Origin of the sequence: Nostoc sp. NZL (genome assembly GCF_015714705.1) — a bacterium.
GTDB classification, from domain to species: Bacteria; Cyanobacteriota; Cyanobacteriia; order Cyanobacteriales; family Nostocaceae; genus Nostoc; species Nostoc foliaceum_A.
This window is the reverse complement of record NZ_WBKL01000207.1, coordinates 41,630-67,968: the sequence shown is the minus strand read 5'-3', so window position 1 is coordinate 67,968 and position 26,339 is coordinate 41,630. Positions and strand designations below refer to the sequence as shown.

21 protein-coding genes are annotated in these 26,339 nt (G+C 42.9%); 13 read left to right on the top strand and 8 right to left on the bottom strand.

Annotation, left to right across the window (positions count from 1 at the left end):
* Nucleotides 1–58 precede the first annotated feature (58 nt).
* Both F8R90_RS30665 and F8R90_RS30660 read left to right on the top strand, forming a co-directional pair.
* Nucleotides 59–2,584, top strand: a complete 2,526-nt coding sequence (locus tag F8R90_RS30665; RefSeq protein WP_196513853.1) for a sigma 54-interacting transcriptional regulator — start codon at nucleotides 59–61, stop codon at nucleotides 2,582–2,584.
* Between the two features lie 141 nt (nucleotides 2,585–2,725).
* Nucleotides 2,726–3,064, top strand: a complete 339-nt coding sequence (locus F8R90_RS30660; protein WP_196513852.1) for a hypothetical protein — start codon at nucleotides 2,726–2,728, stop codon at nucleotides 3,062–3,064.
* Between the two features lie 284 nt (nucleotides 3,065–3,348).
* On the opposite strand, the gene F8R90_RS30655 is transcribed toward F8R90_RS30660, so the two are convergent.
* Both F8R90_RS30655 and thrS read right to left on the bottom strand, forming a co-directional pair.
* On the bottom strand, nucleotides 3,349–3,852 hold the full coding sequence (locus F8R90_RS30655; protein ID WP_230967147.1) for a hypothetical protein: 504 nt from the start codon (nucleotides 3,850–3,852) through the stop codon (nucleotides 3,349–3,351).
* A 321-nt stretch (nucleotides 3,853–4,173) separates the two neighbouring features.
* A complete protein-coding gene (gene thrS / locus F8R90_RS30650) occupies nucleotides 4,174–6,009 on the bottom strand; it encodes a threonine--tRNA ligase (protein ID WP_196513899.1) in 1,836 nt (611 codons plus the stop codon).
* Between the two features lie 419 nt (nucleotides 6,010–6,428).
* On the opposite strand from thrS, the gene F8R90_RS30645 reads away from it, so the two are divergent.
* Both F8R90_RS30645 and F8R90_RS30640 read left to right on the top strand, forming a co-directional pair.
* Nucleotides 6,429–6,746: a DUF2605 domain-containing protein gene (locus F8R90_RS30645; protein WP_190899175.1), complete on the top strand. Its 318-nt coding sequence runs from the start codon at nucleotides 6,429–6,431 to the stop codon at nucleotides 6,744–6,746.
* Between the two features lie 329 nt (nucleotides 6,747–7,075).
* The gene (locus F8R90_RS30640; RefSeq protein ID WP_190899177.1) at nucleotides 7,076–7,405 is read left to right on the top strand and encodes a DUF2973 domain-containing protein; all 330 of its coding nucleotides are present in this window, start codon (nucleotides 7,076–7,078) and stop codon (nucleotides 7,403–7,405) included.
* Between the two features lie 454 nt (nucleotides 7,406–7,859).
* Here the strand turns inward: F8R90_RS30640 and F8R90_RS30635 are convergent, their stop codons facing one another.
* Nucleotides 7,860–10,151 (bottom strand): amylo-alpha-1,6-glucosidase, encoded by a 2,292-nt coding sequence (locus F8R90_RS30635; protein ID WP_196513898.1) that lies wholly within the window; start codon nucleotides 10,149–10,151, stop codon nucleotides 7,860–7,862.
* Between the two features lie 882 nt (nucleotides 10,152–11,033).
* On the opposite strand from F8R90_RS30635, the gene F8R90_RS30630 reads away from it, so the two are divergent.
* The 3 genes from F8R90_RS30630 to trpE all read left to right on the top strand — a co-directional run bounded on the left by F8R90_RS30630 (nucleotide 11,034) and on the right by trpE (nucleotide 15,238).
* Nucleotides 11,034–13,043 (top strand): DICT sensory domain-containing protein, encoded by a 2,010-nt coding sequence (locus F8R90_RS30630; RefSeq protein WP_196513851.1) that lies wholly within the window; start codon nucleotides 11,034–11,036, stop codon nucleotides 13,041–13,043.
* A gap of 145 nt (nucleotides 13,044–13,188) precedes the next feature.
* Nucleotides 13,189–13,614: a photosystem I reaction center subunit II PsaD gene (locus F8R90_RS30625; RefSeq protein ID WP_190899181.1), complete on the top strand. Its 426-nt coding sequence runs from the start codon at nucleotides 13,189–13,191 to the stop codon at nucleotides 13,612–13,614.
* 94 nt (nucleotides 13,615–13,708) lie between these two features.
* Nucleotides 13,709–15,238 (top strand): anthranilate synthase component I, encoded by a 1,530-nt coding sequence (gene trpE, locus F8R90_RS30620; protein WP_196513850.1) that lies wholly within the window; start codon nucleotides 13,709–13,711, stop codon nucleotides 15,236–15,238.
* Nucleotides 15,239–15,746: 508 nt separating this feature from the next.
* Here the strand turns inward: trpE and F8R90_RS30615 are convergent.
* Together F8R90_RS30615 and F8R90_RS30610 are read right to left on the bottom strand one after the other, a co-directional pair.
* Nucleotides 15,747–15,986, bottom strand: coding sequence for a hypothetical protein (locus F8R90_RS30615; RefSeq protein ID WP_196513849.1), 240 nt, complete (start codon nucleotides 15,984–15,986; stop codon nucleotides 15,747–15,749).
* 65 nt (nucleotides 15,987–16,051) lie between these two features.
* On the bottom strand, nucleotides 16,052–16,264 hold the full coding sequence (locus F8R90_RS30610; protein ID WP_196513848.1) for a high light inducible protein: 213 nt from the start codon (nucleotides 16,262–16,264) through the stop codon (nucleotides 16,052–16,054).
* A 593-nt stretch (nucleotides 16,265–16,857) separates the two neighbouring features.
* On the opposite strand from F8R90_RS30610, the gene F8R90_RS30605 reads away from it, so the two are divergent.
* Nucleotides 16,858–17,820, top strand: a complete 963-nt coding sequence (locus F8R90_RS30605) for an orange carotenoid protein N-terminal domain-containing protein (protein ID WP_196513847.1) — start codon at nucleotides 16,858–16,860, stop codon at nucleotides 17,818–17,820.
* A 614-nt stretch (nucleotides 17,821–18,434) separates the two neighbouring features.
* Here the strand turns inward: F8R90_RS30605 and F8R90_RS30600 are convergent.
* Nucleotides 18,435–19,331 (bottom strand): alpha/beta fold hydrolase, encoded by an 897-nt coding sequence (locus tag F8R90_RS30600; protein ID WP_196513846.1) that lies wholly within the window; start codon nucleotides 19,329–19,331, stop codon nucleotides 18,435–18,437.
* A 517-nt stretch (nucleotides 19,332–19,848) separates the two neighbouring features.
* Here F8R90_RS30600 and F8R90_RS30595 point away from each other — a divergent pair.
* Nucleotides 19,849–20,433, top strand: a complete 585-nt coding sequence (locus F8R90_RS30595) for a hypothetical protein (protein ID WP_196513845.1) — start codon at nucleotides 19,849–19,851, stop codon at nucleotides 20,431–20,433.
* Nucleotides 20,434–20,539: 106 nt separating this feature from the next.
* Nucleotides 20,540–21,316: an armadillo-type fold-containing protein gene (locus F8R90_RS30590; RefSeq protein WP_196513844.1), complete on the top strand. Its 777-nt coding sequence runs from the start codon at nucleotides 20,540–20,542 to the stop codon at nucleotides 21,314–21,316.
* A 42-nt stretch (nucleotides 21,317–21,358) separates the two neighbouring features.
* On the opposite strand, the gene ftsE is transcribed toward F8R90_RS30590, so the two are convergent.
* Both ftsE and F8R90_RS30580 read right to left on the bottom strand, forming a co-directional pair.
* On the bottom strand, nucleotides 21,359–22,105 hold the full coding sequence (gene ftsE / locus F8R90_RS30585; RefSeq protein WP_196513843.1) for a cell division ATP-binding protein FtsE: 747 nt from the start codon (nucleotides 22,103–22,105) through the stop codon (nucleotides 21,359–21,361).
* A gap of 190 nt (nucleotides 22,106–22,295) precedes the next feature.
* The gene (locus F8R90_RS30580; RefSeq protein WP_196513842.1) at nucleotides 22,296–23,051 is read right to left on the bottom strand and encodes a WecB/TagA/CpsF family glycosyltransferase; all 756 of its coding nucleotides are present in this window, start codon (nucleotides 23,049–23,051) and stop codon (nucleotides 22,296–22,298) included.
* Between the two features lie 287 nt (nucleotides 23,052–23,338).
* Here F8R90_RS30580 and F8R90_RS30575 point away from each other — a divergent pair, with 287 nt between their 5' ends.
* The 3 genes from F8R90_RS30575 (at nucleotide 23,339) to F8R90_RS30565 (ending at nucleotide 26,317) form a co-directional block, all read left to right on the top strand.
* Nucleotides 23,339–24,058 (top strand): response regulator transcription factor, encoded by a 720-nt coding sequence (locus tag F8R90_RS30575; RefSeq protein ID WP_196513841.1) that lies wholly within the window; start codon nucleotides 23,339–23,341, stop codon nucleotides 24,056–24,058.
* 156 nt (nucleotides 24,059–24,214) lie between these two features.
* Entirely contained in the window at nucleotides 24,215–25,888 is a 1,674-nt protein-coding gene (locus F8R90_RS30570) for a SpoIIE family protein phosphatase (protein WP_196513840.1), read from the top strand.
* A gap of 3 nt (nucleotides 25,889–25,891) precedes the next feature.
* Nucleotides 25,892–26,317, top strand: a complete 426-nt coding sequence (locus tag F8R90_RS30565; protein ID WP_196513839.1) for an ATP-binding protein — start codon at nucleotides 25,892–25,894, stop codon at nucleotides 26,315–26,317.
* Nucleotides 26,318–26,339: the final 22 nt, after the last annotated feature.

Genomic DNA, 26,339 nt, shown 5'->3' with positions numbered 1-26,339 from the left:
ACTGTATTCCGCCAAATTGAAAACAGTTATACATAACAGCCTACACGGAGAAATTAATATGACATCTCCAGAAACGGTTATATGGCTACAAGAACGCACCAGTTTAGGAATTCTCTCGCCTGGGGTGTTAAATGCGATCGCACAAGTAATTGAAGAACAAGTAGTGAGTGCCGAAACTGACTTAGTTAGCGAAGGCACTCCTCCAGAAGCACTTTATATTCTTGTAGAAGGTCAACTCGAAAGCAATAGCACCAATCAAACCAACCCAGCCTTAGCTTGTGGATTCCTCCCCGGTGCAGTGATTGAACTCAAAGAATTGCTGTTGGATGAATTAACTCCATTCACAATTACTACGGTAACAGAATGTCATTTGTGGGTTGTGCCTGGTGATAAATTTCGTGAATTAGCCACCCAATACCCAGAAATTGCTCAGGCTTTTTCGCGTCAATTGGCTCAAGAATTAGCTCAGGCTACATCTGCACTTGGCTATGAACAAGAACGTTCCGTAGCTTTGCGACCATATTTAGTTACCAAAGCGCAACGCGGAATTGTCGGTACAAGTCGCTATGCTGTAAGGCTGCGCGAGCAAATTCGAGAAGCGGCGGCTGACCGAAAATCAGTGGATATTTTTGGAGAACCAGGGTTAGAAAAAGACAATATAGCAGCTCTCATCCACTTTGGTTCTCCAAAACGACGGGAACCAATTATTAAAGTAAATTGCGGTATTCTGCAAACGAGCGGTGCAGATTTATTCGGTCGTGCTGGCGGTAAACCAGGACTGTTGGAATGGCTGGGAGAAGGTACTTTAGTTCTCAATAATATTCAAGAATTGCCACAAGAATTATTATCTCCCGTGACGCAGTTGCTCAAAACTGGCACATATACCCCCGTAACTCGTTCAGGAGAACCAGCACTTGAACCTCGTCCCAGTAAAGCCAGAATTTTGATTGTTTCCGAAAAAACCCAGCCGACAATTGAACGCTGTATCGGTCACATTATTAAAGTACCACCGCTACGGGTGCGGAAAGCTGATATTCAGGCACAGGTAGAATATTACACTAGTCTCTATATTCGATCTAGAGGTGTTCCGAAACCGCATATTACCCCAGAAGCTTTACGTCGCCTCCAGTCTTATGATTTTCCTGGGAACCTCAAGGAATTGAAAAATCTGGTTGAAAGAGCGATCGTGCAAGCGGAGGGTGCTAATGAATTAACAGAAGAAATTTTCTGGCCAGCCGAAGCGAAGAAAAAACGATTTCGGGTGAATCTGTTAAATGCCTATCCTCGTTTGCGGCGGTTTTTACGTAGTCCTTGGTGGCCCGATCGCATTAACTATGGTTTTACTGCAACGGCTTTTGCGATTATAGTTGTGGTGTTATTTATTGGGCCACAAACTCGCGATCGCAATTTCGTATTAAATCTATTTTGGGCTTGGTGGTGGACTTTCTTCCTATTTCTCTTTCCCTTTTTGGGGCGTATCTGGTGTTCTGTTTGTCCCTTCATGATTTATGGGGAAATTACCCAAAATTTATCTCTCTGGCTGTGGCCTCGACAACTTAAACGCTGGCCGAGACAGCAAGCTGAGAAATGGGGCGGATGGTTCATGTTTGGTTTGTTCTCCCTAATTTTCTTATGGGAAGAACTCTGGCATTTAGAAAATACCGCCTACCTCAGTGCTTGTTTGCTACTGTTAATTACTGCTGGGGCAATGATTTTCTCTGCCATTTTTGAGCGGCGGTTTTGGTGTCGTTATCTCTGTCCCATCGGCGGGATGAATGGTTTATTTGCCAAACTCTCAATGACAGAACTCCGGGCACAGCAAGGGATTTGTTCTGCCAGTTGCACCACGTATCAGTGCTATAAAGGTGGGCCACAAAAAGGCGAAGGGCTGGAAACTAATGGATGTCCTTTATACTCCCACCCAGCGCAGTTAGAAGATAACCGAGATTGCGTACTGTGCATGACTTGCCTGAAAGCTTGTCCTCATCGTTCCGTTGAGTTCAACTTGCGTCCCCCTGGTATTGAACTGTGGACAACTCATGTACCCCGCACCTATGAAGTAGCATTATTGTTTTTGCTGTTGGGTGGGATATATCTGCATCGCTTGCCAGAGTTACAATCTTGGCTGGGGTTACAACTGGATTTAACTCAGTTTTGGCAACACTTGGGATTATCCCTGCTAGTGTTAATTATCCCAGCGATTTTTACCTTTGGGGCTTATGGCTTGCTCCAAGTGTTCAACTTTAACCGTAAGTCGCGATCATTTGTAGAACTTGCCTATGGCTACCTACCATTAGTTTTGGGGGGAAACTTAGCTCACTATCTGCGTTTGGGCTTAGGCGAAGGCGGGCGGATTTTACCAGTTACCTTTGCGACCCTTGGTCTGAGTGGTGAACAATTACCAATATTGGTTGCTCACCCAGCTGTGATTGCCTTTTTGCAAGGTGCAACGATAATTTTCTCAGTGTTAATGACTATATTATTAACGCAAAAGATTGCAAAACAACCAGTGCGATCGCTCCTTTGGCAACACCTAGCAGCTATTGGGCTGGGAGTTAGTATGTGGGCGATTATCGTGTTTTAAGCTTCACATCTTCTACCAGGCGGTTTCTAATCGCCTGGGCTAGGTGCAAAATGTGATTTAAAAACATTCTTCCCTACGAACGTGATACAAAATACTCATATGATTTATGATTTTTCCCTCATAGTGTAAGGATTACAGATAATGCACGTTCTAAAAAGATCCATCAAACCAGCAACCTATATATCGTTCCTGCACATTTACCAAACGACTTGGGGGACTGCGGGTGATATTTGTTTAATCCGTGAATCTGTAGCTAATGACAGTACAGCGAAGTTTATCGGGCACAAAATCGAACTAGCAATTCCAAGAGGGTTGGAGCGCGATCGCATCGCCAACTGTCCAATAATTAAAGTTGCAGGTAATGTCGGCGACGGACATCCAAAAGAACACCCCTTGGAATGGGAAGCTTATGAAGGTGTAAATGAAGAAATAGCTTTAGCGGCTTTGAAACCTTGGGGCTTCAAGTTAATTAAGCTTTAATGCGGCGATTTGATCATGCCTAAGCATCTACATTAAATTAAAATTAAACAGCGATCATTTTTGATTTAATAAAAATCTGACTTTTCACGTCATATAGGAAAGCTAACGCTAAACCTAACCCCTGAGCAAGCTTCCTTACTAGGGAATAGAAGCGAGGTTTTCTAGATAAGAGTGAAAAGTCAGATATTAGGAATGAGTGGAAAAAGAGATTGTGTCTGTCCTAACGCCAAGTAGAATCAATGCTCAGTTCACTTGGAACTAAGCTTAATAGATAGGCGGAAGGATTAACTACGACCCCAGTCGCGATCGCGCTCATAGCGAAAGTTATTATCACGAATGTTGCGAAGGTTATTGTCGCGGTCATAGCGGCGATTATTATCGCGGTCATAGCGGCGATTATTATCGCGGTCATAGCGACGATTATTATCGCGGTCATAGCGGCGATTATTATCGCGGTCATAGCGGCGATTATTATCGCGGTCATAGCGACGGTTATTATCGCGGTCATAGCGGCGATTATTGTCGCGGTCATAGCGACGATTGTTATCGCGGTCATAGCGGCGATTATTGTCACGAATGTTGCGAAGGTCGTTCTGGCGGTCATAATCACCATTTCTGTAGTGACGACTCAGAACCTCATAGTTACCATCATCGTTGCGTTGATAGCTGTTGCTATCTAACTCAGCAATATAAGACACTGGTATATTAGCATCAGCTTTTGGAGAAATAGCCAAAGCTGAAGCAGATGCTATCAAGCCGGCAAGCAAAATAGAGGTAAAGCGATTCATGATGTGAGTCAAAAATTGTTGACAGTAATTTATGCAAGTCCAGTCTGTTTAGGAAGAGCAGATTCCACAAGTCTTTAGATCAATCCTATCAATGTTGAATAACTCGAAAAGTTTTCTTGGGTGCGGTGATTAAGAAAAGTTTTGTTGTCTGTGATACTTTATAACCTTCCAGAACCCGTCAAAAGTTAAAGTTAAAATGAGTCTTTGATATTCAATACCTATAAGATCGCACCTTTGCCAAAACCTATCAGCTAGCCAATAATCTGATCTACTAAACAAAACGCACACCAATTGTAATTAGTGTGCGTCTGCGGTTAGGTTTTAGAAATTCTCGAACTTAGCGATCGCATCCTTCATTTTATCCACCACCTCATCTACAGGGATAACTCCCAATTCCCCAGAGGCGCGGGTACGGATACTCAGGGTGTTGGTTTCCACTTCCTTAGCTCCCACCACTGCCATCACGGGTATTTTTTCTTTCTCTGCATTGCGAATCTGTTTACCCAAGCGATCGCCACTAGTATCAACTTCTGCACGGATGCCCAATGCACGCATCTTCGCCACCACATCTTTAGCAAAGTCTAGCTGTGTATCACCCACTGGCAGTAATCTAGCTTGCACTGGCGCTAACCACAAAGGGAAATCGCCCGCATACTCTTCAATTAAGATCCCAATCAACCTTTCCAGCGAACCAAAAGGCGCACGGTGAATCATTATTGGACGTTTGCGAACACCATCTTCAGCGACGTACTCCAAATCAAAGCGTTCTGGCAAGTTGTAATCTACCTGCACAGTTCCCAATTGCCACTCCCGTTCTAGGGCATCACTGACAATAAAATCTAGTTTGGGCCCGTAGAAAGCTGCTTCCCCAATTCCCTCAAAATGATCCATCCCCAAGGTTTCAACAGCCCGACGAATGGCATTCTCAGCCTGGTTCCAAGCTTCATCGGAACCGATATACTTATCACTGGTTGGATCTCGGAAACTGAGTCGCGCTTTAAAATTCCCCAGTTGCAGAGTCTTAATCACTGACAAGATCAAATCCACCACTTTGAGGAATTCGCTGTCTAACTGTTCTGGGGTAACAAATATGTGGGCATCATCTTGAGTGAAACCCCGCACCCGTGTTAAACCGCCCAGTTCTCCTGATTGTTCGTAGCGGTAAACAGTGCCAAATTCTGCTAGCCGCATCGGTAGTTCCCGGTAGGAACGTAATTCACTCTTATATATTTGGATGTGAAAGGGACAATTCATGGCTTTGAGAACAAAGCCTTGTTCCAGTGTTGCGGCTTCCTGATTTTCTGCCATCATCGGGAACAGATCCTCTTTATATTTCTGCCAGTGTCCAGAGGTTTTAAATAAATCCACTCTGCCAATATGAGGAGTGACAACCTGCTGGTAGCCGCGCTTGATCTGTTCTTGCTTGAGGAAGTCTTCTAAAGTACTCCTTAACAGAGTACCTTTGGGTGTCCACAAAGGTAAACCCGGCCCCACTTGGTCAGAAAATATAAATAATCCCAGTTCCTTACCCAGTTTCCGGTGATCTCGTCGTAGCGCTTCTTCTTTGCGTCGCTTATATTCAGCGAGTTGTTCTGGGCTTTCCCAAGCGGTGGCGTAGATGCGTTGTAATTGGGCTTTGGTTTCATCCCCACGCCAATAAGCACCAGCAACGCTTTCTAGTTCAATTGCCTTCGGGTTTAATTCACTGGTATTTTCCAAATGAGGCCCCGCACACAAATCCCACCATTCATTTCCCAGGTGGTAAATCGTAATTGGTTCCTCTTTTATATCTGCCAGGATTTCTAGCTTGTAAGGTTCGTTAATTCCTTGAATCCGGCGTTCGGCTTCTTCGCGGCTGACTTCTTCCCGAATTACTGCCAACTTGCGATTGATAATCTTAGCCATCTCTTTCTTGATGACTTTGAGATCATTTTCGCTAAATGGTTCTGGATTGTCGAAGTCGTAGTAAAAACCGTTTTCAATCCAAGGGCCGATTGTAACTTGCGCCTTGGGAAACAGCTTTTGTACTGCCATTGCCATTACATGGGAAGCAGTGTGGCGAATCTTTTTTAAGTTCTCTGATTCGCTAGTACGCGGTAAATAAATTTTTTCAACTTGTTCTGACTGTTGTGACTGATTTGATGAATTTGACGACATTGGCTGCTGAACCGTTGGCGAAGTGATTACAAAAGGTGATTTATCTGAATCTGTAGGCTTATTCAACTATAACGACTTTGATTTTTGCCAGATCAGCTTTATCTTCCAACTACTGACTTCATTTGTGATAGGGGATAAAGATAAATTTTTGATCGGTTCGGTGAATATCAAATTCAGGATTCCACGCAATCGCTAAATTAACTTATGAATTGCAGCTCGGTGTCAGCTAACTCCCGATATGATATGTAGACACCTATCCAAAGGAACTGTACAAACCCATGAGCAAGACTATATAATGAATTCTGTGTTCTTTGTTACATATTTTCACATCCTCGGAATTATGAGAGAAATAATAAAAATGTTAAGAAACGTAAATAACGTTAATATTAGTAAGAAAGTTTGAAATATTCTTCTCATTTATGTCAGACTCGAATTTACCAGGGACTGATTTGCTGAAAACGGTTTTAGAACCCCTGCTGGAAGATTTTCAGCATTGGTTTATGCGATCGCGCCATTTACTCGAAACCGAGCAACTATCATTTATGAGTCACCAAGAGCAATCTGACTTGCTCTTGCGGGTTAAGCAAGCGCAGGATGAACTAAATACGGCGAAGATGCTGTTTACAGCTACTGATAAACAAGTCGGAATTGATATGGCAACGTTAATGCCTTGGCATCAATTAGTAACAGAATGCTGGAATGTCGCAATGCGCTTTCGTCAAGCGCGTGAAGTCTAAGCAACAGATAGAAGCATCTGCTAAATTTTGGCAGACTACTTAGCAATTTCTAACGACAAGCCCCTTTGCATCTACACAAGACGGTCAATCAGCCGTCAAAGAAATAGTAAAAAACTCTTAACACTTTCTTAACATTATTTGGATTAACAAGATAATGTATCCTATGCTACCGTAAGTGAAATGACGGTTGACAAATAGCTCCATATAAATGTAAACGCACTCTTTATGCGTCAAATGCTCGTCTTAACTGTGAGTTACAGTGTCGGCGAAGCAAAGCGTTACAAAATCAAAATAAAGTTTTAAAAATTGTTGTTCTGGAGGAGAATCCAATGTTACACCTGCTTTACATTCTTGCTTTTACAATCCTTGCATTTATAGCTGTTGGCAACTTAATTCGTAATCTGATCATGTTCAGTTTTGATCGGGAGCGAACTTACCCGACGAATTCCTCGCCAATGAATAATCAAGGCAACTATGGTTATTATTCATCAAAAAAACAGTTTGTACCTCATCCAGAGTTATTAGATAGCGCGGGCAACTTAATTAAAGAGCCACTTTTGGTAATGCGTTCGATTAACGTTGAAGATGCGCGTCAACATCTCGATGCACTTTACGAAGCATCCCCAGGACATAAAAGAGAAAATTCTGATGAAGTATAAGAATTAGAAGTTAGGATTTTGGGTGTAAATTATTGTTGTTTTTACATCCTTAACCCTTCACCTACTAGAAATTTATTACTACTATCCTTGAACTTGAGGCGATCGCGTCGGTCGGCTGGTAAGTTAAAATTATTTTGTCAACTTAGGACAGGTTGAGCCTGAAAGGGCATGGTGTAGTTTGAAAATCTGAGTATCAGTTACTAATGAATGCACTATAATTACGTAATTCTATTGCTCATGGCTTCAAAACTACATAACTTACGCAAAATTATATAATATATATGAATTGATCGAGCTTGTAGAGCAGCTTTTGATAACTCTATACACTGGCCATGAAGCAGGCTAAAACTGCGTTGGTTGGAGTGAATGGCACTGCGCGATGTCTACGACGGGCTACGCCTACGCACCAAGCATAAAATAGGGAGTGGTGAATTACCTACTCCCTAGTATCTTTCTATGCTTCGATAACTACGCGTAAATTACCGCGTTTTTTTGCAACGCGACAAGCAGTCGTAGTACCAGAACGCTCGAATTCTAAATCGAGGATGGTGGGGCCGACTCGCAAATTATGAAATGACAGACGATTAATCGATTCTGGCAAAGCGGGGTCGATTATTCGCAAGCAGTTATTCTGAGCATCAGGCACCAAGTTAACCATCATTTGCAGTAGTTGGAAAATACTACCAGTAGCCCAAGCTTGCGGAGTGCAGGCAACTGGATACTGCACAGGAGCATTATCACCGTTCCGTTCGTAGCCGCAGAAAAGTTCTGGAGGACGTTGGTAAGGCTGCTGCTCAGTCATGTCGAATAAACCTTGGAAAAGTTCCAGTGCTTGATCAATAAGACCGAGCGATCGCAATCCCATTGCAATCAGAGCGTTATCATGAGGCCAAACTGAACCAATGTGATAGCCCATCGGATTGTAAGCGGGTGACAAACTACTCAGGGTACGAATGCCCCAGCCATTAAACATATCTGGTGCCCGCAACCGTTCTGCTACACTATAGGCTCTTTCGTGTGTAAAAAGACCCAAATGCAGACAATGACCAGGATTTGAGGTAATACTATCTACTGCCTTGCCATCTCCATCCAAAGCCAAAGCGCAGAAATCATGGTCTTCCACCCAAAAATCTCGATTAAAACGAAACTTAAGATTTCTGGCCTCTTCTTGCCAACGATCTGCTAAATCAAGCCGCTTTTTCATCCTAGCTATTTCTGCTAGACGCATTTTTGCAGCATAGACATAAGCTTGCACTTCACAAAGGGCAATTGGGCCATTGGCTAATTCTCCCTTATGGTCTACGATACAGTCACCAGAATCTTTCCAACCTTGGTTAGCAAGACCACGTTTAGATTTAAGGAAGTAGCTGAGATAGCCAGTTTCTTTCGTATTGCGATCAATCCAGTCCATTGCTGCTAGAGCATTCGGCCAAAGTTGCTCTAGAAGTTCTTGATCGTGAGTCCAAGCATAATGTTCGGCATACAGCATCAGCCATAAAGGAGTGGCATCAACTGTACCGTAATAAGGCGTATGGGGAATTTCTTGACAACGAGCCATTTCTCCCAAACGTAACTCGTGCAAAATCTTACCCGGTTCTTCCTCGCGCCATTCATCGTCGATTTTTCCTTGATATGTTGCAAGTAATATCAGCGTTTCTTTAGCGATTTGTGAGTTTAACATCAGGGTTTGGGAAGCTGTAATCAGCGAATCTCGCCCAAAGAGTGTAGAAAACCACGGCACTCCAGCCGAAACAGTCTTATACTTCCCAAAAGACTGGCGCAACAAATACATATCTTGCTCGGCCCGCTCAATCACACGATTGAAAATGCTCTTATCTGAGCTAATGCGTGTAATTTGTTGTACCCAGTGTTGCTCCTCCATCAACTCAGCAGCTTTCGCCTGTCCTAAAGTGAAGGCGGCGCTCACGGTTGAACTGGACTGGTTATTTTTCAACATGCTCACCCGATAACCCAACTTTTGAGTTTCGTGGGAAGCCAACTCTAGCTGCCAAACCGCAGTGTAACCCTTGAAATAGTTTGGTTGACGATGCTGGAATAGAAGACGGGATTCCATTACCGAGCCATCCAGTCCTTGATAGGCGAGTGTTAAAGATTCTTCCCTAAAAGTTGGTGGCTCTTTAGCTATAGGCGAAAGACCATCGACCAGAGAAACTGTTCCTTCTTCAGCCGTCGGTTCTACTAGACGTAAGAGCCGACCTCGTTTTTCTCTGTCATAACCCCGGACTTCAAATAAATCAACAAAGTCTGCATCAAAGCTGATGCTTAGTTCAAAATTGACAGTTGTTGTGCTGTAATTAGATACCTCTATTTCTTCAAATAGTGCCCCATTCAGCACCATTTCCCGGCGAATGCCTACAGTATCTGCTTTCAGGCGTTCGTCGATTCTGGGGTTGGTACACAAAACTGAAAGTGAAAACCCTTTTTCAGCCGTACTACTGAGGAGTACAGGCGATCGCCCTTCAATTTGCAACTCCAAACGATTGAGAAATCTCGTATCACAACAAAACAATCCCATGCTAGGATTACCATCGTTGAGGGAACATCCAGAAATATTCCCGATAGTATCCGTCACAAAAAATAAATCATCATCTTTAACCGTCAGTGTCGGCTGTGGTCTTTCACTCACAACACAAGGCCACTCCGGGATAGGTAATTGTTCGGCAGGAATAAAAGTTTTTCCATCCAGGAAAATTTTTTCCGGGGTCATTAGCGTATCCGGTGTCATTAGCCAAAGTTCCGTGTACAGGTCTATATTTTTGTGGTCTTCTGAGTAGAGGTTGCTGACCCTCACAACTTTCAAAAAAAAGACGCTTTCTAAAACTTGCTTGAGCCATTGGAGCCATACTGCTGACAAAATAGCAGCGCTCAAACCTGTATAAGCAGATATTTATAAACTTATATTTTATAACTCTAAAGTCAAGGCTGAAAACTGAGGATTTTTAGAGAATTTATTAGTCATTAAACTTTCATAAGACACAAGGCACATATAATACTCAGCAATAAAGCGGAATTCACTGCTTTTGTTGAACATAGACAGCATTTTTTCTCTACTATTATACGATTTTGTCTTAAATACCTATGGAATTTGATTAGACTAATTTATGATAATTAATTAATTGATTAATTTTAATCAATAATTATTGATTAAATTATGTGAATGTAGCAGTAATAGTTTTTGGGTAAGAAAATTTATTTAGTCGGCATAAATCAACATGGGCAAAGTAGGCGATGTCTAAAGTAGGCGATGTCTACGACTGGCTACGCCAACGCGTGAAATATCAATAATCAGTGGTTATTAGTGAATATAGCAGTTAAAACAATACAACAATTAGTTATTTGGTACTTAGTTCTGAAATATTTTAGTTGTGCAAGCATATTTCAAAGTTGGTCGAGAATGTATATTGGGCGTAGTAGGTTGTCAATCAACAAATCAAGTTGTACACACTCCTCCTAATTGGTAACAAAGTGTTGCGCCTGCTTTGGCAGAAAGTGCTTTTTAGCGTTCTTTACATATTGCAACTCTCTATTTAACTTGAGAGTACCTTGGAATTTGTACAATGCAGCTGTGACGTGGATCTTGTCGAGGTTGAGCGTTTAACAATAATTCATGAGCATTTCGACTTCTGTGCTGAGTGATCTGCTAAAGTCCCTACCATACTTGCGGCCCCAGCTATATTTTAAGGCTTCACTAACGGCGCTCTCCCATGCGATGGAAGATCAAGTTTTGGCTGCGACTTTAGCACAACCCCTTGTAATTGCTAGTTTCCAGCGAGAGAGATTCTACCGCCAAGAAGCTCACCGCTACCAGCGACTCGCCTTGCGGAGTAACCAAATATACGTATTATCTGCTCCAGAAACTGATTTCGCCAACAGTTCCGAACACTACGAAAAGATCGCTTTTGAGCCAAAGGATGGCTTAAGCCAAGAGTGGCATTTAGTAGTGATTGCTGACAATTATGCTACTTGTCTAGTTTGCCGGGAAAGCCTTGGTTCTATTGCCAAAAACAAGCAACTACCAGAACTAAGCCCGAATCTGGATATAGACACAGCGCGGAGATTTGAGGGAATCTGGACATCGGAAAGGGGAGTTAGCCTCAAAGCAGCCGAATTGCTGTTAGACAGAATTTTGGTTTACAGACCAGAACTGGCAAGTAAAATTGAGGAGGCACGTCGGAGGTTTGGCATAGGAGAGCCGCGAAGCCACTCTGGAGCAGAACAGATCAACGAATATGCTTGTGACATCGATACAGATCCCTTTGTGCAGCGCTTAGTAACTTATTTGCAAGCTAGCCAGTACAAATTGCACAAAGCTTACCGTTCCATTGCTGCACAAGCACGAAAAGAACGATTAGTCAACTCCATTAGTACTGCCATTCGGCGATCGCTCGATCCTCACGAAGTTCTGCAAGTGGCAGCACAAGAATTAGGACAACACTTAGAAGCTTGTCGCTGTCTAATTTACCGCGCTCAAGCCACAGATAGCCAAGCCATAATTGAACACGAGTTTTTGAATCCCGGTATTTTATCGGTTCTTGGGCAAACTTGGGAGTTAGAGAAAAATTCCCTATTTCAGGACATAGTGCAACAAGGCGAAGGTGTTTGTATTAGCGATACACTGAATGACCCTCGCGTAAACAATTCACCAGGACTTTCCCTGATCGCCAAAAAATTTGCCATTCGTTCTTGGCTGATGGAACCAGTGTTTTATCAGGGGCGATTATTGGGCATTGTGGAGTTGCACTATTGCCGAATGCCGCCGCACGAGTGTCAACCAGGGGAATTGGATTTGGTAAAAGCGATCGCCACTCAAGTAGGAGCAGCTCTCATCCAAGCAGAAGCTTATGCTAACTTAGAAGAACTTAACCAGCAGCTAGAAGCCCTAGATCGCACCCGTAGCAACCTCATAGCCATCACCGGACATGAACTGCGTACCCCCCTATCCACCATTCAAGTGTGCCTAGAAAGTCTCGCTAGTGAGCCGGATATGCCCTTGGAGTTGCAGCAGATCATGCTCAACACTGCTCTTTCCGATTCGGAACGGATGCGAAAATTGGTACAAGATTTCCTCACACTTTCCAACTTGGAAAGCGGTCGGGTGGAATGGCATCCAGAATCCCTCACTTTACAAGAGTGTATAGATTTATCACTCAGCCGCAATCGCACGCGTTCCTCAACTGAAAAGCCGCCCAAAATCAAGACTCAGATCGCCGAAAACCTACCTCTAGTAAGGGCTGATGGTGATTGGCTAGTAGAGGTACTGGCAAAACTTATGGACAATGCTTGTAAATTTACGCCACCCCAAGGAGAAATCACTATTAAAGCGATTTACAACAGCCATCAAATGGTTGAGGTGACTGTGGCTGACACTGGACGCGGCATTGAACCGAATCGTCTAAAAGTAGTTTTTGACCGCTTCTATCAAGAAGAGGGAGCGCTGCGCCGCACCACCGGCGGAACTGGACTTGGTTTAGCAATTTGCCGTCAAATTGTTAATGGCTGGGGTGGGGAAATTTGGGCAGAGTCAACTGGCAAAGACCAGGGTAGTCAGTTTCACTTCACCATACCGATTGTTCAGAGTAGCCAAGAGGAAAAGCGGACAAAAGTCAAGAGTAAATAGATATTGAATATGGGGCATGGCACATTATTTTTTGACTAATGACTAACGACTAATGACTAAAAACTGTTACAGTCTATGACGCGATCGCAATATGATCCTGGTTGCAGTGTTAGGATTCCCTAAAAACGTTGAGAGAACAGACTTTATGGCAGAAACACTCTCTGGACAAACCCCACTATTTGCTGGCAGCACCGGTGGCTTGCTCACAAAAGCACAAGTCGAAGAAAAGTACGCTATCACTTGGACTAGCCCGAAAGAGCAAGTTTTTGAATTGCCTACAGGTGGTGCTGCTACTATGCGGAAAGGTGAAAACCTGCTGTATATAGCTCGTAAAGAATATGGCATCTTTTTGGGCGGTCAGCAACTCCGGAAACTCAAAATCACAGATTATAAAGTTTACCGGATTTTACCCAACGGAGAAACCACTTTACTTCACCCAGCTGATGGTGTCTTCCCTGAAAAGGTAAATGAAGGTCGTGACAAAGTGCGTTATGTAGACCGTCGGATCGGACAAAACCCCAGTCCCTCCAAAGTTAAGTTTAGCGGTGTTACTACCTACGACGCTCCGTAACTAGATGTTAGTAGCTAATGGGTAATTAGTAATGGGTAATTGGTAAGTAAAAACCCATTACCCATTACCAATTACCAATTACCTTTGAAAAATAATGATGTTTCCGGATTTCTCCCAGTTTTCCACCCTAGCGCAACAAGGCAACTTCGTCCCGGTATATCAAGAATGGGTAGCGGACTTAGATACGCCTGTATCTGCTTGGTATAAAGTCTGTGCAGGCCAGCCCTATAGCTTTTTGTTGGAATCGATCGAAGGTGGGGAAAAACTGGGACGCTATAGTTTAGTAGGTTGCGATCCTCTGTGGGTTTTGGAGGCAAGGGGCGATCGCACGACTCAGAAAAACCGTGATGGTTCACAGGTCGTTTTTGCAGGCGACCCTTTTACAGCTTTAGCAGAATGTTTAGCACCTTTTCATCCAGTCAAGTTACCACAACTACCGCCAGGAATTGGTGGTTTGTTTGGGTTTTGGGGCTATGAACTAATTCGCTGGATTGAGCCGCGTGTGCCAATTCATCCACCAGATGAGCGAAATATCCCTGATGGGTTATGGATGCAGGTAGACCACCTATTGATTTTTGACCAAGTGAAGCGGAAAATTTGGGCGATCGCTTATGCTGATTTACGTGATCCGAAAGTAGATTTGAAAGCAGCCTATCAACAAGCGTGCGATCGCGTCACCCAAATGCTCGAAAAGCTATCTCTACCACTATCGCCGCAAAAAACTAGATTGGAATGGAAACCGCCAGAAAGCAGAGGAGCAGGAGAGCAGGGGAGCAGAGAGACAGAGCACTATAAGAGCAATTTCACCCGCCCTGATTTTTGTGCCAGCGTCCAAAAAGCCAAAGACTACATTAAAGCAGGCGATATCTTCCAAGTAGTAATTTCCCAGCGATTATCAACAGCATATACAGGCGACCCATTTGCACTTTACCGCTCCCTACGCCAGATAAACCCTTCGCCCTACATGGCTTACTTTAACTTCCAAGATTGGCAAATCATCGGTTCCAGTCCAGAAGTAATGGTGAAAGCGGAAACTGATTCAGATGGTGGAGTGATAGCAACGGTACGCCCAATTGCCGGGACGCGTCCACGAGGTAAAACTACCCAGGAAGATGCAGCCTTCGCAAAGGATTTACTCGAAGACCCCAAGGAAGTTGCCGAACATGTGATGCTTGTAGATTTAGGGCGGAATGATTTGGGGCGTGTTTGTCAAAATGGTAGCGTCAAAGTTGATGAATTAATGGTAGTTGAGCGCTACTCTCATGTGATGCATATAGTCAGCAATGTTGTCGGGAAATTAGCACTTGATAAAACAGCATGGGATTTGTTGAAAGCTTGCTTCCCAGCAGGTACTGTAAGCGGCGCACCCAAGATTAGGGCAATGGAGATTATTCACGAGTTAGAGTCTAGCCGTCGGGGTGTTTATTCTGGTGTGTATGGATATTACGATTTTGAAGGGCAATTAAATACTGCGATCGCAATTCGCACAATGGTGGTACATGATAATACGGTAAGCGTGCAAGCCGGTGCAGGTTTGGTGGCTGATTCTGAGCCAGAAAAAGAATACGAAGAGACGCTGAATAAAGCCAGAGGTCTATTAGAGGCGATTCGTTGTTTACGTTGAACTGGGGATTTAGGGGCTGGGGATTGGGTAAAGAGAAGAAAAATTATGGAATTTGCTTGGACCCATCCCAAATTTTGGAACGAATTTCCCAGTTCCCAGTCCCCAATCCCCAGTCCCTTTTATTACCTGTATAGTTACTTTCGCCAATTAATTGCACACTGGTTTTTATTGGTTAAGTGTAAAACCGGACTTGATATAAGTACAGTAACAGTTCGATTTGCTGTATGAGAATCTAGACCAGACTTTAAAAGTTGATTTATCAATATCCTTCTATTTTGGATCACATAGGTTTTACTTTGAACTGCAAGATGTTTGGAAACAATTTGTGCTACTTCTAAGCCCACATACCCACAATACCGTGACAAATTGGGAAGCTTTATAAATCCAATCAACATCAAACTTTTTCCAAAGCTAAATAGAGTTTTGTAAACGTATTTAAAAGAAGTTTTGGTATCTAAATCCAAGACCTCAGTTTAAGTTACTACATACTAGAAATGAACAAACTTGCTCATCCCAATTGACTGAAGTAAACTCCCCAAAAAATTCCAGTTATTCCAATAGCGATTAAGAGGTTAGTGAAAAACCTGCCGAATTCAATTTCTTGTCCCAGTCCTTTGTCGTCTTGACCGACAGTGAAAAACAATGACCACGCTTGATTTACATTAATGGTCTCAAAGTTGTTGAAGTTAGGTCTAAAAACGACTGGCCCAATCAAATCTTTTTTGGGGTAATCAAAATCAGTTTTCATAAGTTTGCCTCTAAATTGTTTTATTTGTCAACTGAAGAAAATTCGTAAATGTTAAAGTGTCTTCTCTAAAGGGTGGTTAACCATCCAACCAAACCGTGTCCGGTGAAAACTTCCAAGGCTATGAGTGAGACAAAACCAATCATTGCCAAACGACCATTGAGTTTTTCAGCATATTCAGTGAAGCCTGTCTGTGGGGTTTCATCAACATAAACTTTGGGTTCAGTCGCAAATCTGTTGAGTTGACCACGTTCGTTAATGGTAAAGCCTCTACTTGTCATCTTTTACTCCTTGCTTTTGCCATTCATAAATTAATGTTAAGCAATGTAAATATTATTTGCAACTACTTGACATGAGAATAAAGGTAGTAAAAACCGTATTAAGTAAGTAGGGTATTTCGAATTTGTGCGAGAAGTCGCCGATGTCTACAATCGCCTGTTTGGTAACGCAATAGCTTCAATTAAGGATTGTTTATGGAAATTTGATGCCTATAGAGACGTGCGATGTCTACGACGGGCTACACCTACGCTCTTAGAAGTAAATACACAGAAAAGCACCAATTGCGTTTAATCTAACTTCAGCAGAAATTATCATTTACATAAGCAGAAGTTATCAATCTATAGCTGAGAAGGTATTGCTTATTTGTAACGAACTTGTTATGTTTCTTTACATATAGTTACAAAAGCAACATCACTGCGTTAAACCACTGTTACAGCTTTCTAAATAACTATGCAGTTGAGAGCGATGTCTACGACAGGCTGTCGCAAATATTGCTGAGTGCCTTTATTAACAGCTAAACGCACTTCCCTCCCGTCTTTGCACATTTGATTTTCACATTCGATAGAACTGTAATTTTCTTTTTGGAATTTCTGCTATGTCTTTTACTATCCAGTCGGCTCAAAGCATTTTTCCCGGTACCCTAGTTGCTAATGTTGTTCCAACCGTTGTCGAATCATTCTCTCAGCTCAATGCTGAAGATCAACTAGCATTACTCTGGTTTGCCTATACTGAAATGGGTAGAAGTATTACGGTTGCTGCTCCAGGAGCAGCCAACATGATCCTCGCGCAAGGCTTACTCGAACAAATTAAGCAGATGCCTTTTGAGGCTCAAACGCAAGTCATGTACGATTTGGCTAACCGTGCTGACACTCCCCTCTGCCGCTCCTATGCATCCTTCACCGTAAACATCAAGTTGGGCTTCTGGTATCAGTTAGGAGAATGGATGGCCCAGGGAATCGTTGCTCCTATCCCAGAAGGCTACAAACTTTCTGCCAAAGCTGCTGACGTGTTGCAAGCAATCCGCAATGCTGATTCCGGTCAACAAATCACAATCTTACGCAATACCGTAATTAGCATGGGATTCGACCCGAACGCTCCCGGTAGTTACAAAAAAGTTTCAGAGCCTGTGGCTCCTCCCACAGCACCAGCGTTTCGGACTAAAGTTACCATCGAGGGTATTAACAATCCTACGGTGCTGGGCTATATCAATAACATGAATGCCAATGACTTTGATGCTGCGGTTGCTCTGTTTCGCTCTGAAGGTGCCTTGCAACCCCCCTTTGAAAGACCGATTGTTGGTCAAGAGGCAATCCGCGCTTATATGCGTGAAGAATGCCAGGGATTGAAGATGATCCCAGAGCGTGGTGTATCGGAGCCAGTAGAAGATGGCTATACCCAGATTAAAGTTACCGGCAAAGTTCAAACCCCTTGGTTCGGTGCCAGTGTGGGGATGAATATTGCATGGCGCTTTTTGCTAGATCCCCAAGACAAAATCTTTTTCGTAGGGATTGACTTGCTTGCTTCTCCTAAAGAACTACTCAACCTAGTACGTAAATAGAAGACTAGGTTAGTCGCTGCTTAAGCGTGGATGAGTGAAAGAGCGTAGGGCGTAGCCCGTCGTAGACATCGCCACGCTTAAGCAAAAAAAACTTATAATGGCTTATTTGGTATCGGCGATCTTGTAAAAAGCGCATTTGTGGCCACAGAATGATGTAGCTTTAGTAGAGGCGATCGCAGATGAATAATATCTGTTAAAAGCTTCGGTTTTAATTAGTACATTTTCACGCAACACATACCCGATTAACTAGATATTTGACTATTTTTCAAGGGCGGTTGCGTTATCCATAACCGAAATTTCATTGTTTGCGATCGCCTAATCAGGATAACTTTATAGTTAATAATTACCTCCTGGGCTTATTAGTACTAACAGTAACAGAATTATTTATATTTTTAGCAAGATGTCTTTGCAGTTTAAATAAGCAACATGTTAAGTAATTTTAAGGTTGAATTAAAGGCATTGCCAAGTCATAATATAATTGATCAACGCCCTTAATTTGTTTTATTAAGCCTCTATAATCCCAAGTCAAGCTACACAATTATGCTTGAAATTAGATCAGGAGATCAGGCAGAAGTTAGGAAATTAGAATTGGTCTTTAACTAGTGAACAAACCACTAATTAAGTAAAGGTAAAAATTGGCGAATTAACCCAATCGTCACTGCTGGCAATTCCAACTGTGGTGTTAATCCTACATCTTCCAACTGTTGAAAAAATCGGATTGCTTGGGGATTCATTTCGGCAAGGCGGCGACCAATTGAGGGCCCTGTAAATTCCGATCTTTGTCCCCAAATAATGGCGGTGGGAGTGGTCAACTGTTGAATGTAAAGAGATAAATCAAAGCATAAATCACCACGGACAAAGGACAGTGCTGCATACTCAGCACTAGGCTGTTGGGCTGATTGTAAATAAGCATCTACAATTTCTTGGTAGACTCGATTAGATTGAGCAAATTGTCGTTGCTCTAAGAAGCTACGAATACCCCCACTAGTGGCTACCCCAGTGCTGTAAAGTAAACGGTCAACAAGGGGAACGCTGATTAGCTGGGCAAAAAAACTACGGGAGTAGTCTTCGCCAAAGTCGGAAAGTCCGGCAGGCGTAGTGAGAATTAAAGACTTGAATAAATCAGGATGATCTGAGGCTACTCGAATTGTAAAGGCTGCGGTCAAAGAAGAAGCGATCGCTGTTACTGGGCCGATACAAGTTTGCTCGATAAACTCCCGAATGGTGGTTAAATAATCCTCAATCTTATAACTCCGTGCCGGATGCTCAGACCTACCCCAACCGATTAAATCTGGTGCAATGACCCGATATTCAGCGGCAAAAGCCGGATAAACTTTCGACCACTCATAAGCAGAAGATCCACCACCAAAGCCGTGTAGGAACACTAAAGTTTCCCGATCATCTTTGGCAGTTACATTGTCCTGCCAAGGTGACCCAGCGGCAGTATAATATACCATTCTACCTAATGAGGTATTTATGGAGCGTTGTTCAAATCCTAGTGGTTGAAACATAAGTATTTTTTGTTAACTGTAGTAATCAGTTTGCACAAGTAACAGAATAGACTTTTAGATGGAGGGACACGGAGAGAGTATTTGATAATTTATCCGCTTCACCGCATCTTCTTTGGTCACCCCAGAATACTTAGCTATTTAGTTCAAACTCCCCACTTATTGTTATTATCGGCCAACCAATCACTTTAGGACTTCTCGCTATCGTCAGATTAAGTAGATATAAAATTATTGGATTACTTGTAAAGATTTGGTGATTTTTTTCACAAAAAAAAGTAACTTAACGTTGTAAATACTGTTATATAAGGGTTTTTAGTGGTAGCGAGTATCACTACAGCGTGAATAAAACATAAGTTTTTATGGTAGTCTATCAAGAAACTCATAAATAATTTTGAGCGTCAAAAAGAGTGAAAACACTCATTTTAACAAGCTATTAATTCTAGCTTTACATGTAGAAACAATAGCTTTTGATGTATTACTAAATTTGATTATTCTCTAGGTAATGGTAAGGCGGGATGTCATGGTAAAGCAGGCTACTCTTCAATCAAATAAACTACCAACGATTGAAGAGGCTAAATTTGCGCTTGACAAGTTTAATATACAAAATAAAATTAAACCTTCGGATTGGGGGGAGCAGGTTGAGTCAGGTATTGATGCTGCCACAGCCACTGTACCTACCTGTATTTGTTTAGACTTAGAAGACTTGAAGTGTTTTGAAGCAGTAGAGCACCAGTATGAACGCTGGGGAGTAATTTTTCACAATTCTCTAGCAATACAGCCATCAAATCCAGCATTTCCAGCCTATTCAGGGCTAACAGTCTTAATGGGAGCGCCTAAAAGCGGATTTTTAGAAGCTACTTTCTTGCGTCCGGTTAACTCAGTTAGCGCCTTTGTCACTAGTTCGCAACGGCTAGTGCTTTCCGCCTACGATCGCGATCAGCAACTGCTTGGACAAACTGTACTACCAAGCGCTAATCTTGCCAATTCGGACTCGGCAATTTCCCCTAATACCTTATTATCTATAACTGTGAATAACATCTACAGCGTTACCTTCTGTGCTTTTGATGGTCAGTTCACTCTTGATAACTTTCGTTTTTGTCTTTAAACTAAAACGTTGAAAACTCAGTGACCAAATTAAGCTTACTTGCTCAGTCGGGGTATTCTTTTAGAGTATATTGATCATCAATTACACTCCAAGGCACTGCGAAAGTATGCAGCAATTGATCAACCAGATCCCCAACTGGAACTGGTCGCTTCCAAAATTCAAGATAGAAAGAAGCCCAAAGCAGCAAACATTTAAGCGCTTCTCTGGTCCTGGGGGCTTTCTTGGGTTCCTAACAATCGTCGTCGCCATGTTGTTGTGGAACTGGAAACTGCTATTGGCTCTCTTAATCGGCGTTGGGGTAATGGTATTGGTTTACTCAATGCAGGTGTGGGACTGGCAATTGCATTGGTCTAAGATACGTAGGTTCTTAAACAGTTCAAATCGTCGGTTAGCCTTAGCAGTCATCAGTGGTGGTATTGCTACTGTCAGTACTTACATGGCAGCTGCAATTTGGGTTGACTCTCACAGTTCCTGGATTGCCGCTGGTGCTATTGTACAAGGCGTTGGAACCCTGTTAACTTTAATTTTATTGGTATGGCAAATTGTCAACTTCTATGAAAATCGAGAAGAAGATAACCTCGATCAGTTGTTGGTAAATTTAACAGAAGAAGATCCATTGAAACGGTTGATTGCCCTACGTCAACTAACTAAATTTATCAGCCGGAAGCGAGTTGATTCTTCAGTGCAGCAAGATGTTGTCGAATGCTTACAACTCCTACTGAGTCGAGAAGAGGAAGTTGTTATCCGAGAGGCAGCTTTTAAGAGTTTACAAGCCTGCGATGACCTCCGGTCGGTCGGAGACCATCGCCTACAAGTTCTACCACTCAAAACAGCAGCAACTTTTATACCCATATCTGCAAAAGTCAAACACCACATTTTTTAATCCTTTGTTCTCTGTCCTTTGCAAATGACCAATGACTAATGACTATTTTCGAGATAGTCGTCCATTGCGAACTTGCACTACCGGATGATTGCATCGCCGCACCAATTGTTCATCGTGGGTGGTAACAATTACTGTAGCCCCAAAGGAATTTAACTTTTGGAGAATCTGGATCACTTGCCAGGAATTATCTGGATCGAGATTCCCAGTAGGCTCATCTGCCAACAGCAGCGGTGGTGTACCAACGATCGCACGGGCAATACTCACCCGCTGTTGCTCTCCACCAGACAGTTGATCTGGAAAGCAGTCAGCTTTACTCAGTAAACCCACCAGCTTTAAAGTTGGTTCTAAACGTCGTTGAATTTCTTTACGGGTATACCCTTGAGCTTGCAGCACAAAAGTCACATTTTCAGCTACTGTCCGTTGGGTAATTAATTTGTAATCTTGAAACACAATACCAATCCGTCGCCGCAATAATGACAAGCGATCGCCCCGTAAACCCGCTACATTACATTCATCAACAATTACTTCTCCCTGTGTGGGTAACTCCTGGCCATACAACAGTTTCAATAGCGTTGATTTACCAGAACCACTTGGCCCTGTGATAAACAGAAATTCTCCCTTTTTTACCTCAAGGTTCGCATTCAATAAAGCGTGAGTGCCGTTAGCATAGGTCTTGGTTACAGATTGCAATTGTACCTTTGCAGTAGTATTGCTACCGTGCTGTTGAGTTTCACCGTCCTTTTTATGAAAAGATTTGTCTGTCTTAACTTGAGTTGTTAATACTGGCATTGTTAAATTTTCCTCATCCCCACAACCAAATCGCTTACGGGTTTAAATTTGACATTCTCCCCAAAATAAGAATTCCCAGGTTTCGCCTGGGAATTGAAAATTCAACAAAGACAATTTAAATTTTTTGAAGACTTTAATACTAACTCAGTAATAACACTGGCTCAATGCCCCGCTAACGCTAGCAGCACTTTTAACTAATTGCACCCCTTGCTGTCAAACGATAAACAAACGCTTTCACAGCAAACGCTGGTAAAGCCAACATCCGCCGCCAACGCCAAGGTTCTTGATAAAGCCGATACAACCATTCCAAATTATTATTTCCTAACCAGGCTGGAGCACGAGTTTTAGTTCCCGACCAAATATCAAAACTACCACCAACGCCAATCCAAATTGCTTGAGGACACAAATGGCGATTTTCGGCAATCCATAACTCTTGACGTGGCACGCCCAAACCGACAAAAATCACTTGTGGCTGCAATTGAGCCAGAGTTTGTCGCAATTGTGCTTCTTCTTCTGGAGAATGGTAGCCTGAGTGAGTGCCTACTATACTCAAATCTGGAATTTGCTGCCGCCAAAAATCTGCCGCAGTTGAAGCGACTCCAGGCGCTCCTCCATAGAAAAATACCTTTGCCCCTGTCTTCTGTTGCCCAAGTTCTTGCAAAAGTTTTTCTGCTAGTTCAATTCCCGGAAAACGCTGCACTTTTTGCCATAACAGCCACCGCAAATACAAAACCACTCCGGCTCCATCTGGAATCACTAGTTCAGCATTTTTAATGACCTGAGCTAAGGTTTGATTCCGCTCTGCCTGCATAGTCATTTCTGCATTGAGCGTTACTACATGAGTTCCTCTGCCTGCGTGGAGGCATTCTAACAACCAGCCTGGATAGTTAGCCATCACATGAACTGGTATTCCCAACACTGAAAATGCTTGATTGCCTTTAGACATAGCCTATTCTGGATTAGCCTCTCACACCAGATTTCCTTGAATGTTAAGTTTATCAAATTTTTTTATATTAGAACTTAGGCAGGAGGGATTCCCACTGCCCTTGTACTTGGGCTAAACCAGTCCAAATTCTATTGTTAAAGTTGTAATATTCACTCAGTATAAAACGCTCAACTCGCAACTCTGGTTCCGGGAACAGAAGCACCCACTATACTGCTTGCAGTTAGTGTGGGAGTATGTCACGAAACTCGACTTTCTGGTTAAGGTAGTGTAACGGGCTGAAGTTGGCTATGAGTAAAATTCGTATCGCTCTGATTGAAGATCATGACCTAACTCGTGTGGGTATTCGGACAGCACTACTGCAAAAGGATGAAATTGAAGTTGTAGGTGAAGCTGCCAATGCTACTGAGGGGTTAAAAATGTTAAAAATGGTACAACCAGATATTGCTATTGTAGATATCGGTTTACCAGATAAAGATGGCATTGAACTGACACGGGAGGTAAAATCTACTGCTAATGGGCAGCAGCTATTAACAAAGGTGTTAATTTTGACGCTGCGGGATAACAAAGAAGCTGTGTTGGCAGCTTTTGCCGCTGGTGCAGACTCTTACTGTATGAAGGATATCAAATTCGATAATTTGCTGGAAGCAGTGCGAGTCACTTACAATGGCAACGCCTGGATCGATCCGGCGATCGCTCGGATTGTATTACAACAAGCACAACAAAATCCCCAAAAGTTGGAATCAGCTTTTGTAGATACTAAGACTATTGCCTCTAACCCTGATTATGTCGAGAATCTGGAAGGAATTCAACCTTACACCCTGACAGAAAGGGAGTTAGAAGTGTTACAGTTGATTGTCGAAGGTTGTAGTAATGCAGTAATTGCGGAAAGGCTTTACATCACTGTTGGGACTGTTAAAACTCACGTTCGCAATATTTTGAATAAGCTATGTGCCGATGACCGTACCCAAGCAGCAGTCCGCGCCTTGCGTTCTGGGTTAGTGGGATAAGGTGAAATTCAGTGAACAGTGAACAGTTATCAAGGTTTGAAACACTGATAACTGATAACTGTTGAAAATGATTACTTATTAATTTTTTGTTGATTGTCAGGTGGGATAAATACTATATTATCTCGCCATTTAAATATGTAAAAAGTAAAGTCAAATATGGCTGAGATCGGGGTGGACAAACTCAAGCTCATGGTGGTAGATGATGAGCCAGATAACTTAGATTTACTCTACCGTACTTTTAGGCGAGATTTTCAGGTATATAAAGCCAATCATGCCTTTGGCGCTCTGGAAATCTTGGATCAATTTGGGGAAATGGCGGTGATTATTTCTGACCAAAGAATGCCAGAAATGAATGGCACCGAATTTTTTAGTCGCACCGTAGAGCGCTTTCCAGACACGATTCGGATTTTGTTAACTGGTTTTACTGATGTCGAAGATTTGGTGGATGCTATTAACTCCGGTCAGGTATTCAAGTACATTACCAAACCCTGGAACCCTGAACGGCTTAGAGCGTTAGTTGAGCAAGCCACTGATACATATCGCCTAGTTAAGAAGCGCACGCAAGAGTTGCGTCGGGCCCTACGGCGAGAATCTTTGTTTAATGCGGTAACAACAGCAATTCGGGAATCTTTAGACTACGACAGTATGCTGCAAAAGATTGTAGCAACTCTTGGACAAACATTTGAAGCTACCAGTTGCTTGCTCAGACCAGTAGAGGGCGATCGCCTCACCCCAGACGAGTTCTCATACCGCGATCCTCAATCCCGTGTATTAGATTGCTTCTTCGACCCCAGTATTTTAATTGAAAAAGTCCTCGAAACCCGTCATTATCAACTTGCTCAAGAAATATATGACGGTAACCCCTGTCATCACCTGGTTGTGCCACTTAGCTATCAGCAACATCTTTTGGCTGTGCTGGCCCTCCACCAATGGGGACGCGATCGCCCCTGGCAAGACGAAGACATTCAACTAATTGCAGGTGTTGCCGAACAAGCAGCCTTAGCCCTCTCTCAAGCAAAACTCTACCAGCGCCTCCAAGAAAAGCAACAGCAGATTCACACCGAGTTGGAGGTGGCTCGCCAAATTCAATACAACTTGCTACGCCAAAGTCTACCTGACATCAAAGGTGTGAAGGTGCAAGCCTGTTGCTATCCTGCGCGGGAAGTAGGAGGCGATTTTTTTGAAGTGTTTGTCCATCCCAAAGGCGACTTGTGGTTGGCAGTGGGTGATGTCTCTGGCAAGGGTGTCCCAGCTGCTTTATTTATGGCTAGTATTATTTCAGTTTTGCGCCGAGAATTATCTCAAGAAGCACCAGCCGAGCCAAATGTGATCATGCAGAACCTTAACCACGCTCTCAGTGAAGACTTGATTAGCAACAATTATTTCATCACCCTTGTCTTAGCCTGCTATACCCCTACCACAAAGGAACTCGTCTACACTAATGCCGGTCATATCTATCCACTGTTATGGTCACGCCAAGGTGCTTTAGCCGACAATCCCAATTACCTCAAAGTTCGCAGCGTTCCTTTGGGAATCTTGCCTAAGTGGCAGGCACAGTCAGGTCGTTTGGTTCTTGCTGCTGGAGACACATTGTTACTGGCTAGTGACGGAATTACAGAAGCAATGGTATCCAATAATTGTGATTCAGCAGTAAAAACCGAGTCTGGCGTTGACCCAGTTAACCGCTCTATGCTGAATCAAGATGGTCTTTGGCAACTCTTGCAACAAGAGCAACAACCGCTTTCTCTTAACCATTTACTAGCTCGCATCCAGGCAGATAACCACGTTCAAGAAGATGATCAAACTATACTTTCACTGGAGATTTTGTAAGTAATGAAAAGTGAGCTTCATGTACCAAGTGACTTGAATTTTCTGAATATTGTCGAAAACTGGTTGCTGGGATGTTTGAAAATCCAGCTAGGAGAATCTGTGGACTGGTCACGGCAATCAAGCCGTTTGAGACTGGCTTTAGTAGAAGCCTACTCAAATGCAGTCCGTCATGCCCACAAGGACAAACCAAATTTACCGATTTTACTGCGTTTGGAAGTGAAAGACCGGGATCTTGCCCTAGAGGTTTGGGACTACGGCGAAGGCTTTGATATGTCTACCTACTACGCTCCAAACCCTATGGAAAAACAAGAAGGTGGTTATGGTTGGCTAATTATGAATCGTCTCATGGATAAAGTAGACTACCAGTTGCAGATTAATGGTGCCAACTGTCTCAAGTTAGAAGCTACGTTACCTGAATTAGTCCAATAGACAAAGGTTACTATTTTTCAAA